Source organism: Rheinheimera mesophila, assembly GCF_000986865.1.
Lineage (GTDB): Bacteria > Pseudomonadota > Gammaproteobacteria > Enterobacterales > Alteromonadaceae > Pararheinheimera > Pararheinheimera mesophila.
Map to the genome: position 1 here is coordinate 17820 of NZ_LAVS01000020.1, position 14999 is coordinate 32818.

Annotated in this window: 18 protein-coding genes; 11 read left to right on the forward strand and 7 right to left on the reverse strand. The window is 48.2% G+C overall.

Annotated features, from left to right (window positions below; genetic code table 11):
• Nucleotides 1–46 precede the first annotated feature (46 nt).
• Entirely contained in the window at nt 47–634 is a 588-nt protein-coding gene (locus SD53_RS09075; protein ID WP_046519919.1) for a TetR/AcrR family transcriptional regulator, read from the forward strand.
• A 43-nt stretch (nt 635–677) separates the two neighbouring features.
• Here SD53_RS09075 and SD53_RS09080 read toward each other — a convergent pair whose 3' ends face one another.
• Complete coding sequence (locus SD53_RS09080) at nt 678–1346, reverse strand: RluA family pseudouridine synthase (protein ID WP_046519920.1); 669 nt, start codon at nt 1344–1346, stop codon at nt 678–680.
• Nucleotides 1347–1455: 109 nt separating this feature from the next.
• Here SD53_RS09080 and SD53_RS09085 point away from each other — a divergent pair, with 109 nt between their 5' ends.
• Complete coding sequence (locus SD53_RS09085; protein ID WP_046519921.1) at nt 1456–1908, forward strand: DUF4826 family protein; 453 nt, start codon at nt 1456–1458, stop codon at nt 1906–1908.
• Between the two features lie 93 nt (nt 1909–2001).
• On the opposite strand, the gene ycaC is transcribed toward SD53_RS09085, so the two are convergent.
• Nucleotides 2002–2622, reverse strand: a complete 621-nt coding sequence (gene ycaC / locus SD53_RS09090; RefSeq protein WP_046519922.1) for an isochorismate family cysteine hydrolase YcaC — start codon at nt 2620–2622, stop codon at nt 2002–2004.
• 207 nt (nt 2623–2829) lie between these two features.
• Between ycaC and SD53_RS09095 the strand changes: the two genes are divergently transcribed.
• From SD53_RS09095 to SD53_RS09105, 3 genes are all read left to right on the forward strand, one after another.
• On the forward strand, nt 2830–3735 hold the full coding sequence (locus tag SD53_RS09095; protein ID WP_046519923.1) for a LysR family transcriptional regulator: 906 nt from the start codon (nt 2830–2832) through the stop codon (nt 3733–3735).
• Nucleotides 3736–3851: 116 nt separating this feature from the next.
• Entirely contained in the window at nt 3852–4541 is a 690-nt protein-coding gene (locus SD53_RS09100; RefSeq protein ID WP_046519924.1) for a Crp/Fnr family transcriptional regulator, read from the forward strand.
• Between the two features lie 79 nt (nt 4542–4620).
• The gene (locus SD53_RS09105; RefSeq protein ID WP_046519925.1) at nt 4621–5112 is read left to right on the forward strand and encodes an Mpo1 family 2-hydroxy fatty acid dioxygenase; all 492 of its coding nucleotides are present in this window, start codon (nt 4621–4623) and stop codon (nt 5110–5112) included.
• 607 nt (nt 5113–5719) lie between these two features.
• Here the strand turns inward: SD53_RS09105 and SD53_RS18820 are convergent.
• From SD53_RS18820 to SD53_RS09125, 3 genes are all read right to left on the reverse strand, one after another.
• Complete coding sequence (locus tag SD53_RS18820) at nt 5720–6346, reverse strand: RHS repeat-associated core domain-containing protein (protein WP_052749323.1); 627 nt, start codon at nt 6344–6346, stop codon at nt 5720–5722.
• 102 nt (nt 6347–6448) lie between these two features.
• A complete protein-coding gene (locus SD53_RS09120) occupies nt 6449–6895 on the reverse strand; it encodes a helix-turn-helix domain-containing protein (protein WP_046519927.1) in 447 nt (148 codons plus the stop codon).
• A 10-nt stretch (nt 6896–6905) separates the two neighbouring features.
• Nucleotides 6906–7247 carry a DUF4258 domain-containing protein gene (locus SD53_RS09125; protein ID WP_046519928.1) on the reverse strand — a complete coding sequence of 114 codons (342 nt, stop codon included), beginning with the start codon at nt 7245–7247 and terminating at the stop codon, nt 6906–6908.
• A 174-nt stretch (nt 7248–7421) separates the two neighbouring features.
• Between SD53_RS09125 and SD53_RS09130 the strand changes: the two genes are divergently transcribed.
• Nucleotides 7422–8774, forward strand: coding sequence for a ribonuclease J (locus SD53_RS09130; RefSeq protein ID WP_173425693.1), 1353 nt, complete (start codon nt 7422–7424; stop codon nt 8772–8774).
• Nucleotides 8774–9949 carry a GNAT family N-acetyltransferase gene (locus tag SD53_RS09135; RefSeq protein ID WP_046519929.1) on the forward strand — a complete coding sequence of 392 codons (1176 nt, stop codon included), beginning with the start codon at nt 8774–8776 and terminating at the stop codon, nt 9947–9949. Before SD53_RS09130 ends, SD53_RS09135 begins: the two co-directional genes overlap by 1 nt.
• 5 nt (nt 9950–9954) lie before the next feature.
• Here SD53_RS09135 and yghU read toward each other — a convergent pair whose 3' ends face one another.
• The gene (gene yghU / locus SD53_RS09140; protein WP_046519930.1) at nt 9955–10800 is read right to left on the reverse strand and encodes a glutathione-dependent disulfide-bond oxidoreductase; all 846 of its coding nucleotides are present in this window, start codon (nt 10798–10800) and stop codon (nt 9955–9957) included.
• 141 nt (nt 10801–10941) lie between these two features.
• Between yghU and SD53_RS09145 the strand changes: the two genes are divergently transcribed.
• Nucleotides 10942–12225 (forward strand): leucine-rich repeat-containing protein kinase family protein, encoded by a 1284-nt coding sequence (locus SD53_RS09145; protein ID WP_046519931.1) that lies wholly within the window; start codon nt 10942–10944, stop codon nt 12223–12225.
• An 89-nt stretch (nt 12226–12314) separates the two neighbouring features.
• The gene (locus SD53_RS09150) at nt 12315–12761 is read left to right on the forward strand and encodes a hypothetical protein (RefSeq protein WP_125060856.1); all 447 of its coding nucleotides are present in this window, start codon (nt 12315–12317) and stop codon (nt 12759–12761) included.
• A gap of 50 nt (nt 12762–12811) precedes the next feature.
• On the opposite strand, the gene SD53_RS09155 is transcribed toward SD53_RS09150, so the two are convergent.
• Entirely contained in the window at nt 12812–13663 is an 852-nt protein-coding gene (locus tag SD53_RS09155; protein ID WP_046519933.1) for a LytTR family DNA-binding domain-containing protein, read from the reverse strand.
• Between the two features lie 291 nt (nt 13664–13954).
• On the opposite strand from SD53_RS09155, the gene SD53_RS09160 reads away from it, so the two are divergent.
• Nucleotides 13955–14332, forward strand: a complete 378-nt coding sequence (locus SD53_RS09160) for a response regulator (RefSeq protein WP_046519934.1) — start codon at nt 13955–13957, stop codon at nt 14330–14332.
• Nucleotides 14333–14605: 273 nt separating this feature from the next.
• A complete protein-coding gene (locus SD53_RS09165; protein ID WP_046519935.1) occupies nt 14606–14815 on the forward strand; it encodes a cold-shock protein in 210 nt (69 codons plus the stop codon).
• Nucleotides 14816–14999: the final 184 nt, after the last annotated feature.

The following is a 14999-nucleotide window of genomic DNA, read 5'->3' on the forward strand; positions in this document are numbered from 1 at the left end:
TCCGTATGTCAAGTGGCATACATGGCGTATGTGAAAGGAGTATCGAATGAGCATCCGATTAACAAAAATGGCTGAAAACCGCGAGAAGCTGATTGCAGCGGCCCGCAAGGCATTTGCGCAGCAGGGTTATGCAGCCGCGTCTATGGATCAGTTAACAGCGGAAGCAGGTTTAACCCGGGGCGCGCTGTACCATAATTTTGGTGATAAAAGAGGGTTGCTTGCGGCTGTTGTCGAGCAGATTGATTCTGAAATGGCGGAGTATGCCAAGTCTGTTGGCGCTAAAGCTGTGGACGCCTGGCAAGCTCTGTTAGCTGAAGGTGCAGCGTATATAGAAAAAGCTTTGGATCCTGAAGTACGACGAATCGTATTGCTGGACGGCCCTGCGGTGCTTGGCGATCCATCTCAATGGCCGAGCCAGAACCGATGTCTGCAGTCGACCAGAGCGACCTTGGAGCAACTGATGGCAGATGGCATAGTACAAGCTGTGGATCCTGAAGCTGCAGCTATGTTACTAAACGGTGCCGCTTTAAACGCCGCGCTTTGGCTGGCGTCCAGCGAAAATCCTCAGGCTATGCTGCCAAAAACACTGGAGGCATTTAATTTGCTTGCTTCGGGTTTTTTGGCGAACGGCTGATAAAGCCCAGCCGCGAGCTCTGGCGCTGGCAGTCTGAGTGGGATTAAAAGGGACAGGGGCTGCTCATCGTCATACGCTGTGCCGTGATCGGGTGATCAAACTCCAGCTCTGCTGCATGCAATAACAGTCGGGACGCCATCAGTTGTGTTTTATCGTTGCCATATAAATCACAGCCCAGCATAGGGTGGCCGAGATATTGACAGTGGATCCGTAGCTGATGAGTGCGGCCCGTCTCTGGTGTCAATAACAGCCGGGTCCGGTCTGGGCAGTGCAGACGCTCCAGCACCTGAAAATGGCTTAGCGCTTTTTGACCTTGTGCAGCACAGACTTTTAAGCGTGGAAATAGGGCTTTGTCTTTGCTGATCGGCGCTTCAATGATGCCGCTTTCGACGTCAAGATGACCAGCCACCAGACTTTGGTAGCGTTTAACCACAGTGCGCGCTTGAAACTGCTTAGTTAACAGAGCGTTCGTCGCTTTATCCAAAGCCAGTAGCATAATGCCGGATGTGCCGAAGTCTAAACGATGGATCAAACTAATCTGCGGATCGATCTGAGCTAACCTATAGTGCACTGAATCCCGATTCAGCGGGTTTTTGCCGGACAAGCTCAGTAAGCCACTGGGTTTGTTGATCAGCAGGATATATTCATCCCGATACAATTCTACAATCGGCTGATGACAGGGCGGGGCAATAAAAGTATCTAACACTGTCATCAAAGACATCCTGACGAAACAAGGCACTGAGTGTACTTGAATTCAAGGCTTGCTGCCTTGCTTTAACTTGGCGAAAATAGTGATTTTCAGCCACTAAGGGCAGTATGTGATGGATTTAGATGAAGCAGAAGACTGGGCTTGGTGTGATGCGCAGTTTGCCGCTGTGGAAGCCTATGTAAAAGCACAAAATATTCCGCATGGTGTGATTTGCGACTGGCCTGAATGGTATACCGCACCTTATGTCGGCTTGTGGGCAGTGGAAGACCCGGCCGATCCGGGTTTTGTCGGGCACTGGGTCTTAGCCGGTGATACCACAGGAGTGCAGCCGCAGCCTGTCCCTTTTGATTTTTTAAGCGCCGAAGATTGCGCTGAACCCCGGGAAGCCTTAGCTGCTTTTGCTCACAAATGGGCGGCTTTGGCGGCTGCTGCTTTGAAAGGCACTGCCTGGACCGGCAGCCCGCTAGTTCATGGGGATTTGGCCCAGAGCGCTGCACAGTTAGCGCGACAGGCTCAGCTATTAAAGCTATGGGCCGAAGATGATGAGATGTGGGAGCAGGACTGAGCGGACACTCTGCGCTTGAGCAACTCGACAGTATCAGCAGCCCGCTCTTAGCGCTGCTGACACTTTTAGTAAGGCTTGCCGCTTCAGTACAGATTATTTCTGGAAAGTGCTGTAACTGGTGATCAGATTGCGATAATCCGGGATATGGTTAGAAAATAATCTGCCCAAACCCTCGACATCATTACGCCAGTCGCGATGTAACTCGCAAGCTGCGCCAAACCAGGTCATCATCTGTGCACCTGCGGCAATCATGCGCTGCCATGCGGCACTTCTGGTCATCTCATTAAAAGTGCCCGAGGCATCAGTGACAATAAAGACCTCATAACCCTCAGCCAGAGCAGATAAAGCAGGAAAAGCCACACAGACTTCGGTCACTACACCGGCAATAATCAACTGTTTCTTCCCTGTCGCTTTGACCGCGTTTACAAAGTCCTGGTTATCCCATGCATTGATTTGACCCGGACGGGCAATGTAAGGCGCGGTAGGAAACAGCTCCTTGAGTTCAGGTACTAATGGACCATTCGGACCTTGTTCAAAACTGGTCGTTAAAATAGTTGGCAAATTAAAGTACTTGGCCAGGTCTGCCAGTGCCAATACGTTATTTTTGAATTTATCTGGCTCTATATCGCGAACCAGAGACAGTAAACCGGCCTGATGATCGACCAGCAATACAACTGCATTATTTTTGTCCAAACGAACATAAGGTTTTGTCATAGCAACGCTCCTCAAAGAATGCAGGCTGACCTGCAATGTCTTGCTTTATACCTGGTGGCACAAAACAAGGATTAAAGTACAGATGCAAAGCCTGGTAAGTTTCGGCTCTGGCATCTGATGGCTGATTAATATTAATCAGAGCGTTAAATTGCTGGTAGTTGGCAAAAATGAGTTTTATTGTTCTATTAGTAGAACAATGGGGGCGTGATGATTGATCTGAATGAGTTATTTTACTTTGTAAAAATTGTTGAAGCCGGAGGGTTCGCCGCGGCTGAGCGGAGTTTGTGTATTCCTAAATCAAAGCTCAGTCGCAGAACTGCGAAACTGGAACAGCGTTTGGGAGTTCGCCTAATACACAGGAGTACCCGGCATTTTGTGTTAACTGAAGTCGGCCAAACTTACTATGAGCACTGCAAAGCTATGTTGGTTGAGGCGGATGCGGCTCAGGAGGCCGTAGAGACTTTGCGTGCTGAACCGCGTGGTATGATTAAATTTAGCTGTCCTACAGGTTTACTGCATTTTCATATCAGTAAGATGATTGCTGATTTTATGATGAAATACCCGAAGATTAATATCCAACTGGAAGCGACAAATCGTGTGGTTGATGTGGTTGCTGAGGGATTGGATCTGGCTATTCGGGTCAGACCTGCCCCATTACAGGATTCTGACCTGGCGCTACGTATTCTGTCTGACAGGGGGCAATGCCTGGTGGCTAGCCCTGCGTTGGTAGACCGGATGGGGATGCCAACCAGTCCGCAAGAACTGGTGCATTGGCCGACCTTGAGTCGGAGTCGCTTCAGAGAACCTGCTATTTGGCATTTGGAATCCCTGGACGGCGAGCAACTGCAGCTTGAGCATCAACCTAAACTGATCACTACAGAAATGGTGACTCTGTTATCTGCAGCCCTGGCAGGAGTGGGGGCTGTGCAGTTACCCATACTGATGGTGCAACCCTATCTGCGCAGCGGGCAATTAGTCAATCTGTTATCAGACTGGCGTCCCAAACGTGAAATTATTCATTTAGTTTTTCCAGGTCGAAGAGGAGTACTGCCCTCTGTCAGAACCTTTATCGATTATCTGGCGCAATGTTACAGTGCTTTTAATGAAGAGTAAGACTACTATCCAAGCACCACTGTGTTGGCTGCTATCCTGAGGAGGCTGGGCTTGCTGATTTTATCCGGATCCCCTACCTTGTGCGCAATCTGATGGAGTTAACTTCAAGGTGATTTATGTCCGACTCTTTTGCCGAGCAGCTTGGTCAACGCAGCCCCTGGTTTGCGGCCCTGACAGAGCCGCAGCAGCGGCAGTTGTTAGCTCAGACTAAAACAATACAACTTGCCGCAGGGCAACGTTTATTCAGCCGCGGCGACGAATTTGATGGTATCTATGTGCTGTTGTCCGGTGCTTTGCTGATTGCAGGTGTCCATAGTTCAGGCCGGGAGGCTTTGCTGACCATAGTGGAGGCGGGCGACTGGATAGGTGAAATTGCACTGTTTGACCAGAAAGCCCGTACTCACGACGCCACCGCCAGTGTGGCTTGTCAGTTGCTGCATTTGAATCACTCGGCCTTGCAGCTATTAGCGCAACAAGACCCGCTGTGGTGGCAGCGCTTTGGTCAGTTGCTGACAGAAAAAATGCGGCTGGTGTTTCAGGCACTGGAAGATATGAGTTTGTTGCCCGCTTCAGTGCGGCTGGCCCGGCGTTTAGTGATGTTGTGCCGTTTGCATCAGCAGAATGAGCGTTACGTGATCCCGGTGCAGCAGGAACAACTGGGTCAGTTACTGTCGTTGTCACGTCAAACCATAAATCAACTACTACAGCAACTGGCCGCAAGCGGGGTGATCCGTACCAGTTATGCGCAAATTGAGGTGCTGGATTTGAAGTTATTAAAACAAGCAGCAGAAATGACGTTCAATTAAACTGGGTAGATTGTCGGTTAGCCGACAGAGCTGCTTCGTCTTTCTGCTTTAGAGTATTTTTTTTACGCCGGAGGACCTGATGAAAACCTTAGCAGACCATTTAATTCAGTACGCTCATTACCACAGAGATCAACGCAACATATACACTCACTTTGTTGGTATTCCGCTGATTGTGATTGCGTTATTTAGCTTATTGTCCTTTGAAATCAGCGCTGGCATCACCGCCACCCATCTGCTGCTGGCCGGTTCGCTGCTATTTTATTTTTACCTGAGTCTGAGCATGGGACTGGTGATGCTGGGTTTTAGCGCCAGTTGTTATGCACTGGCCCTGCAACTAGTGACACTAGACAGCAGCGCGGCCTGGTTGGGCTGGTCTGTCGCTGTTTTTGTGGTGGGGTGGGTGTTGCAATTTATCGGGCATTATTTTGAAGGCAAAAAACCGGCTTTTGTCGACGATCTGGTCGGCTTGTTGATAGGCCCCTTGTTTGTGATGGCAGAACTGCTGTTTTTGCTGGGTTTTGCTAAATCACTACAACAGCAAATTGAGCAGGGCGCTGGACCCGTGCATTGAAAGTGTAGGCGCTGCACCAAACTGCCCGCCTTGCTGGCGAACCCTGATCGGTTCTACTGGAAATGGCTGATCGTGCTGCTGGTGGTTTTGCGCAGTTTGGGGATAAAAAAGGACACCGGGTTATGGGTATCCTTCGCTCTATAACACTATATTTTGCTTATCTGTTTCATAAGACAATTTGATTGTCGGCCGAAGTGTCCAACGTTCTCACTTTGGCCACTGTAAATATCTGTTACCTTATAATACCCACCTAGAGCAGAATTACCATTCTCATAAAGCATGATCTGTATTTCGTGGACGGACGTATCATTAAAAAATTTGGCTATATATCGTTCTTTTATGAAATCATCCCTGAACGAAAATACCTCTTTAGAGCTTTTTAAGCACACAGACAAAGCATTTAAAAAATCAGCATCGGACGATGAGCCAACTAATTTAACTTCGCCTGTATTACTATCTCGTATATAAAGGTCGACCTTCTTTAATGGTATTGTCAAAAGGTTATTGAATGAATCTGAAGTTTTTTTTGAGTCAAAAACCCACGATAAAAATATAATGGCAATAAGACTAATGAATAATGCAGATTTTAATGCCGATGGATTGAATTTCATTTCAATTCCTCCAACGTTTTATTAAAGCTCTCTTTCATCTCGCCAAGTTTGCTTGATATTTTTTCCATCGCTTTGCCTACATCGTCAACCGTAAGAGAGAATGTCTCTGTCGCAGTTCCAAAGCCGGTATGCTGAAACCCACCTAACTGGGGAGTGCCGAGCATAAGCGACACTTGTAATCCAACATCAGGAGAATCGGAAAGGGTAGTTACACCGGCAATCGAACCTCCAATAGTAGCAACACCTTCTGCTCCTGCTAACATATATGGCCCCTGCAATGCGGATTCATATTTACCCGTCATTGCACCAATCTCTATGCCAGCATCTGCACTTGGTATTGAAGTAGATGCACCTAATTCACCACTGCTGTATGTTCCGGCTCTTATTCCACTCGAAGTTATTTCTACAAACCGTCCTGTTGCTGCAGAAGCGCTAGGACCAGCACTTGCACCGCCAGTTAGCCCCCAGTGAACTACAGCTCTTCCATCCGGATCCACAAATTTATATGGATTATTATTGGCATACGCGTACCGGTTAAACAGCATCGGATCCGAAGCAGAGAAGCTCACTGGGTCATTGCTATAAAACCGTCCAATCACTGGGTCATAATATCGCTGCTGCATATAAATTAGTATGCAGTACGATCCGATTAAATTGATAAATCGTCCGTCAGAATGCTGACAAAAAAGCCGACATAATGTCGGCTTGCTTAGAAGATTGTTTTATTAAGCTGCAACAGACCAATGATCGTCAACTTCTTCCAGTTTTAATTGAATACTTTGCGCTGCTGCTTTGGCTTCAGTATCTGCGAGTAAATCCAGAAAGTAGCTAACTGGGTTATTCTTTTGCTGGCTTTCCATATACAGTGAACGTAAAGCTGCATCTGTGGTTCTGGGAATACTTGATTCGCCTTTCTCATAGCGGGCGATTGTTTGTTCCGTGACACCAAAACGAGTTCCCAACGTTTTTTGCGATACGTTCATTTCAATGCGCAGGAACCTAAATTCCTGATGTGTTGGCGGTTTTGGACTATCGATAATGGCGTTAGCAATAGTTTTGTGCAGACCGTTCATGTCGTCAATGCTGGTGTATTCCTCACTGTCCAATGTCTCTATGGTAAAGCCATTCACCAGATATACTTTCGGCAAGCCACTTTCAGTGTAATGATACATAGAGATCTCCTTAACTAATCCAAACTGTCACAAGGACAGAGCTTGAAGAGTGCTGATGATTTTTCAGCGCAACAGCCAGTTCTATCACTGTTCCCGCCGCCATCCTTTTGAGATTAAATTTCCAGTCGCCATTCGTTTCCTGATAGGGTCCTTCCCGGAATACAGAATGTTTGCTTTTCAACAGCGTCAATATTTGACCAGTGGTTACATCTCGTTCCTGTATTCGCTCCTTGACATGTTTACTCCAGCGGATCCTATCCGTGTGATATTCAGCCAGATTATTGATGATTTGCCTGGCTGTTCCTTCTGTCAGAGGGAACTCATCTACTCCTTGAGGTTCACTTTTGTTCATGGATCACCTATCAGGTTGATGCCTATCATTTTGATAGGTGGTGTGCGCATTGGTCAATCACTGTTGTCCAGTCATTCAAAGCAAGCCACTATCTATTACTAGGCTGACTGAGCCAATCGGCTTACACTAGCCGTATTGTGAACAGTGGTTTGAAAAGCACAGGAAGTTGTGATTGTGGATTTAATACCGGGCCGCGCTGATTTGTGGTTTTTACCTTTGGGTGGCACAGGCGAAATTGGCATGAATCTGAATTTATATGGTCATGCAGGTCGGTGGTTAATGGTGGATTGTGGTGTGACTTTTAATAGTCCACTGCAGCCTGACAGCTTGCAAAAAGCCGATGTAGTGGCTGCCGATCCGGCTTTTATTGCCCGCCAGCCAGAGAATCTCTCTGGAATTGTCATCACCCATGCCCATGAAGATCATATAGGTGCTCTGCCTGCGCTTTGGCCTCGTTTTAAATGCCCTGTTTATGCCACTGCTTTTACGGCTGAAATTCTGCGCCGTAAGCTCGCTGAAGTTGGACTTTTAGATAAAGTTCCTATCATTGAAGTGAAAACCGGCGACACCAAACATATTGGCCCTTTTGCAGTACAGTTTCTCGCTATTACCCACTCCATTCCTGAACCGCATTGCCTGATGATCCGCACCGACGCAGGTTCGGTGTTTCACACCGCCGACTGGAAAATAGATGCAACACCTATGACAGGCAAGGCTTTTAAACCACGGGTGTTTCAGCGTTTAGCTCAGGAACATGTCACAGCTATGGTGTGTGATTCGACCAATGCATTGCGCGAGGGCTTTTCTGTGTCGGAGAGCGACTGTTATCAGGCTTTGTTGCAGGTGATCAGTAAAGCGCAGGGCAGAGTGGTGGTGACAGGGTTTAGCAGTAATGTCGGGCGTTTAATTGCACTGGGCCGGGTAGCGCATAAAACCGGCCGTTATATGGCGCTACTTGGCCGCTCTTTACAAAATATGGTCGGTGCGGCGCGGGCCACCGGGCACTGGCCAGAAGATATTCATCTGATCGACGCCAATGATTTGGGGTATTTACCCAAAGCCGAAGTTTTGGTGGTGGCCACCGGCAGTCAGGGGGAACCCAAAGCCACCTTAAGCCGTTTGGCTGCCGATATGCAGCGCGAGTTATCACTGGAAAGTGGTGATTTAGTCATTTTCAGCTCCATTATTATTCCGGGCAATGAAGGCTTTATCGAAAAACTGGTGCAGCAATTTCAGCAACGTGACATTCACACCTTACAAAGCCACGACACCGAATTACCTATTCATGTGTCAGGCCATCCGTGCCGCGGCGAGCTGGAATTACTGTACCGTTGGGTCAAACCTCACATCGCAGTGCCTGTGCATGGTGAAGCTGCGCATATAGCGGCCAATGCCGATGTGGCGCGGCAAAGTCAGGTACCAGTTCAATTGACCGGCCTCAATGGTGATTTGTACGTACTGGCGCCGCAGCCGCGGATCTACAAACAAGTGGTCAAAACTGGCCGTATTGCTCTGGTCAGGTCCTGATGGTACGGCTGCAGTGGCTTGATTCTATTAGTGCAGTCAAAGCAGCGGACTGGAATGCCTTATTCCCTGCTGACTACCCTTTTACCCGTCATGAGTTCTTACAGGCGCTGGAGTCAGGCGGCAGTGTTGGCCAAAGTTCAGGTCGGCAAACCGGCTGGCTGGTGCGGCATTTTGTGGTGTGGCAAGACGAGCAACTGCTGGCGGCTGTGCCTGCGTATCTCAAATTGCATTCCTATGGCGAATACCTGTTCGACTGGTCTTTTGCCGAAGCTTATCAAAACTACGGTCTGGAGTATTACCCCAAATTATTGCTCGCCATCCCTTTTACACCCGCTGAAGGACCACGTTTGGGGCTGGCCGCTGGTGTCGATAAAGCACAACTGTTGCAGTGGCTAAAGCTGGGCGTCAGTCAGCTCAATCAGCAGTTGCCTTTAAGTCATCTGCAATGCCTGTATGCCGATCCTGCTGATCAGCAGGCGTTTCGTGACGCAGGTTTTATTGAACGTTTTGATGTGCAGTTTTTATGGTCCAATCAAGGCTTTCAGTGTTTTGACGATTTTCTTGCGCTGCTAACAGCTCGTAAACGTAAACAAATCCGTAAGGAGAGAGCGGCGATTGCAGAGCAGGGGCTGGAGCTTAAAACCTTAAGCGGTGCCGATTTGGATTTAGCCTTCTGGCAGCAGTTTTATCGATTTTATTGTGACACCTACCAAAAGCGCTCCCGTCATCAGGGCTATTTAACGCTGGATAGCTTTCTGTGTTGGGGGCAGAGTATGGCTGATCAGATCGTGGTCTTTGCTGCTTTTGCTGATAAAACCATGCTGGCGGCGTCGTTGTGTTTCCGGTCAGACACTAGCTTGTATGGCCGTTATTGGGGCTGTGCAGACGATGTTAACTTTTTGCATTTTGAATGCTGTTATTACAGCGGCATAGAGTATTGCATCAGACAAGGACTGCAATTTTTTGATGCCGGTGCTCAGGGCGAACACAAGTTACAACGTGGTTTTGCGCCCGTGCTCAGGCACGGTTTTTATCAGTTTACCGACAAAGCACAGCATAAAGCGCTGAATGAAGCGATAGCACGCTATTGCCTGCACGAGCAGAAGGCGGTGGAGCAGTATCGGCAAGAGGCAGCGCTCAGTCTGCCTTTTGCCAACAGTGTTGTTGAACGCTGAGGCTGTTATGCCTTAGGGAGCTTGTCAAAATCTGCAGCGCTATGACGTTCCGGTAACTGCTCATGGGCCTCACCCCAGTTGCGATTCACCTTCACTGCGCGTTGTGCTGCAGGGCGCTGATCTATCTGTGTAGCCCAGCGCTGCAGGTGGTGGTAACTTTGCACATCCAGAAACTCGGCGGCATTGTACAAACGGCCCAGAGCTAAAGCGCCATACCAGGGCCAAATGGCCATATCGGCAATACTGTAGTCATCACCTGCAACAAAGGCGTGCTGTGCCAGTTGTTTGTCCAGTACGTGGAGCTGACGTTTGGTCTCCATTGCATACCTGTTAATAGGGTATTCGTATTTTTCCGGTGCATAGGCGTAAAAATGACCAAAACCACCACCAACAAAAGGTGCGCTGCCCATTTGCCAGAATAACCAGTTCAGCGCTTCAGTACGTTTTGCTAAATCTTTTGGCAAAAAAGCGCCAAACTTTTCAGCCAGATACAACAAAATCGAGCCTGACTCAAACAGCCGGATGCCGGTGCTGCGATCAAACAAAGCCGGAATTTTACTGTTCGGGTTGACTCCAACAAAACCACTGCCAAATTGGTCGCCATCACGAATGCTGATCAACCAGGCATCGTAATCGGCCTGCTTGATACCTGCCTCTAGTAGCTCCTCTAATAACAATGTGACTTTGACTCCGTTTGGCGTCGCCATCGAATACAGTTGCAAATCGTGTTGGCCTACCGGCAGATCATGATCATGGGTCGCGCCTGATACGGGTCTGTTAATACTGGCAAAGGCACCGCCGTTTTGACTGTCCCAGCGCCAGACTTTAGGTGGGGTATAGCTATTGCTCATCGCTGCTCCGGTTGTATTGAATTTATAAAGACTCTGATTGATATTGGTTTGGTTTGGACAGATCTCAAGGTGTAGCCAGAGCCTTTTGCCGAATTGAGTTCTGCCCTGTACAATCCGACTTTTTCTGCAGACAGGGATCTTATGTTCAGCCTCGAAACTTTAGCGCAACAGAGTGCACCACTGAGCCACATTGCTCTCTCGGATGGTCTGACTGAATTTCCTACTGAGTTATACAGGTTTAGCGACAGTCTGGAAATTCTGGACCTGTCCGGCAATCAGTTGTCGGATTTACCTGCAGATTTACACCGCTTTAAAAAACTAAAACGGCTTTTTTTAACCGCCAATCACTTTCGCCATATCCCCGCGGTATTAAGCCATTGCCCGGCTTTGATTATGCTGAGTTTTAAAGGCAATCAGCTTAGTCAGTTTGCTGAAGCCTCGCTGCCGCAGCAGTTGGAGTGGCTGATTTTAACAGACAACCAACTGACTGAATTACCCAAAGATTTTGGTCGTTACACTAAACTGCGTAAAGTGGCACTGGCGGGGAATAGGTTGTCGGCGTTACCGGATTCGATGCAGCAATGCCGTGATTTGGCATTATTGCGCTTGTCGTTGAATCAGTTTGCGTTTTTTCCGGATTGGTTATTTGAGTTACCCAAATTAGCCTGGCTGGCGCTGGGGGCAAATCCCGCTTGCCCTGTACCAGAAGCTCACGCCATTACCGCTCATCGCTTATCGGATTATCAGTTATTGCAAAAACTGGGCGAAGGTGCATCCGGTGTGATTTATCAGGCACGTTTTGCTCAGGATGCAGAGCTGGTGGCGTTAAAACAATTTAAAGGCTGGGTCACCAGCGATGGCTGCCCACAAGATGAGATGAATAACTACCTCAATGCCGGAGCTCATCCAAATCTGATTGCTGTCAAAGCCAGGTTAAAAGACTCTGAGCTACCGGGGTTGGTGATGGAATTGGTGCCTTCGTCCTTTACCGTACTGGGGCAGCCGCCGTCTTTTGTTAGCTGCACCAGAGACACCTTTACTCAAGGCCAATGCTTCACTTTAGTGCAGCTAAAACAACTAGCACAGCAGGTCACCAAGGTCATGGCGCATTTGCATCAACGGCAGATAGCTCATGGCGACTTGTATGCCCACAATATGCTGGTCAATGCACAGCACCAGTTATATCTGGGAGACTTCGGTGCTGCAACGGCGTTAAAGGCTTTACCGCGGCAACAGCAGCAGTTGTTTTGTGCGTTGGAGGTCCGTGCTTTTGCTTATTGGTTGCTGGATATGCGGAGCCTGTTACCTGCTGCAGAGCAACTGATGTTTGATGAACAATTCAGCACTGTGCTGTCGCAGTGTTTACAAGCCTCAGTCGGGTTGAGGCCAGACTTTGGTCAATTGACCGGGGTTTTTTCTATATAGCCTGGCGCAGGCAGATTCTCTCGTCACTGCTGTCGTCGATCAATCACTTTCGTCTTGAGGTCCCCGCAGGTCCGGCTCAGAGTGGCTGTGTGGTTTTTGAACAAACCCCAGCACCTTTAACCGTACCATCCGAGGACAACACTATGTTATGTGCGAAAAAACTCTACACACTGCTAGCCGCCGCTTTGGTGATACTGATGCTGACGGGGAGCAAAGCGGTCTTTGCTCTGGAGTTATCGGCTGAGGCTGAGCGTTACAGCTCTGTTTCCTCTTTTTTGCAGCAGGGCAATGCAAAAACCAACCATTACAGTGGCATCTATTTACGTGTAAGTCCAAAGCTTGCCGGACAGTATAACTATCTGCAAGAAGGCAGAAAAAAGCTGCAGCTTAAGGATCAGGCTTTTATGGTTTCAGCTTCAGGCTTGTTTTATAAAGTAGAGCAGCAGCGCAATGGAGAGTATTGGATCAGTATCAGACCTATTTATCAGGACAAGTTGGATGCTAAGGCTGCTGTCAAGGCGGTAAAGCTGGTATGAGCAAGTTGCCACGAGTCAGCACCATGGCTGACTCGTGGCAAAAGACAGACTTAATGAGTGCGCGCCATACCGCCGGATTGATAGTACTGGGCACGAAACTGTTCTCTGAAACTTTTACTAACCGGAATTTTCTCGCCACTGTGCAGCACTATGTCGTGATTTCCGGTCGGCGCATACTCCATACTTTGCACATAGTTCAGATTGACAAAAAAGGAGCGATGGCAACGTACCAGAACTGAGCCTGCTACTGCTTTCTCAACAGCCTTCATCGTAGCGCGCATCAGATACAGATTATCCTGCACTTTAACCTCCAGATAATTACCGCAAGCCTTAAAGTACTGAACTTCATCCAGTCTGACCACATGCTCTGCATGGCTGGACTGGACAACAAAAGTCCGGACCTGAGCAGGGCGGTCAGGTTCTGTGTCAGGCAGCGACGATGCTTTGGTTTTCTCCGCGGCATGCTTGTGCCAAAAAACATAAGCTAACAGCAGCAGCCAAACGATCAGATACAGCGGAGCTCTTTTGTAAGCCAGAGACAGGACCTGCGCATAGGGGGTTTGCGTCATCAGCAGTTCTACGCTGCAGCGAAGTAACACCGCTGCCAGCGGCATCCAGGCGGTTGCCTGCAGCACCAAAACAAGCTGAGTTTTGTCCGTTAAGCTTAAGCCCTGATGATTGGAGATTTGCTGAACCAGGATGGGGATCAGGAGTAGCCAGAGTGCCCAGTCAGAGCTGGCCCAAAGAATAGACAAGGTCAGGCTGGCATCTGCACCTTCCAGCCTCGCCAGCAGATAACAATAAGCGATAGAGCAAAGCAATACCAAAGTGGCCGCCAGTCCAAGCTGACGATTTGATTCTATGGCCCACTGCGGGAGCTGGAGTTGGTTTGTCGATAACATTTTTGTCTCCTGTGCTAAATGCGGCTGTTGGGTCTGATGCCGGTACAGCCAGTGCAATAGTTGAGGGTAACCTCTGGTACTGACCATGCTCTCATTGCCGATCTGTCTGTGACATTGAAAAGTGACGAGACGACGACAGATGTGACGAATGCACGCTTTGTCTGGTGCTGATCCAGTGTTCGATGTCTGCAGTATCTCATAACATTGCTGGAGATTTATACAACTTGTGACTAGAGTAAATGACACAGAGTTTTTCTGTTTTCGTCACAAGGAAGAGGTTGAGACAGAGTTATGTCTTTGAAATTATTGATCGTAGACGACAGCCAAGTTTGTTTGGTCCTGACCAGGGGGTATATCCAAAGTATCCGTGCTGACTGGGTTTGCACCATCACAGAAAGTGCAGAGCAGGCCATGGCCTTGATTGAAAAACAACATTTTGACGCCTACGCACTGGACTATCATCTGCCCGGGCGGAATGGTTTAGAGCTGGCTCGTTGGATCAGGCAGCGGGATCCGCAGTGTTTCATTGGCTTGTTAACCTCCAATATGCTGAATTATGTCGAAGATCAGGCGATCAGTGATCAGCTCCATTATTATCGAAAACCTGCGAAACCTGACGTGATAAAACAGTTTGTCAGCGATGTTGAAGGTTATACCCTCTGTACCTGAAACCCGTTGTGTTGACCTTGCACCTGTCTCGCTCTGGTTTCAAGCACTTGCGTACATAAAAGAGCTTATTTTAATAACTAAGTGAAATAAGCTTTGACACTGCTCTGAAAACCTATACACTGGCTTCGCTTTGTTAGTCTGTTCATTATTTATGCACCACAACGAATGTTACTGTTGTTTTAGTACGTCCTGTATTCATAAGTTAAAACATCTCTTACAGCACCATCGCCTGAAACCAGGCACCATTAATTTTATTAAATACAGGTATATACCATGTCTAATACAACTACCGGCACAGTAAAATGGTTCAACGAGACTAAAGGTTTCGGTTTCATCGAACAGGCTTCAGGTCCAGACGTTTTCGCTCACTTCAGCGCAATTTCAAGCACGGGTTTCAAAACTCTGCAAGAAGGCCAACGCGTACAGTTCACTGTAAGCCAGGGTCAAAAAGGCCCACAGGCTGAAAACATCGTTGTTCTGTAATTTTGAATTACAGTCACCTGGGTTAACAGATTTAATCTGATTTCACGGGTCACAACAGAAAAAAGGCAACTGCAATGCAGCTGCCTTTTTTTATGGCTGCGGTCCAGCTACCGGGCAGCATAAATCCAAATCATCACCAAAGCTGGGCTGTTTTCAATCTGTCTACGTATAGTCACCACCTCTT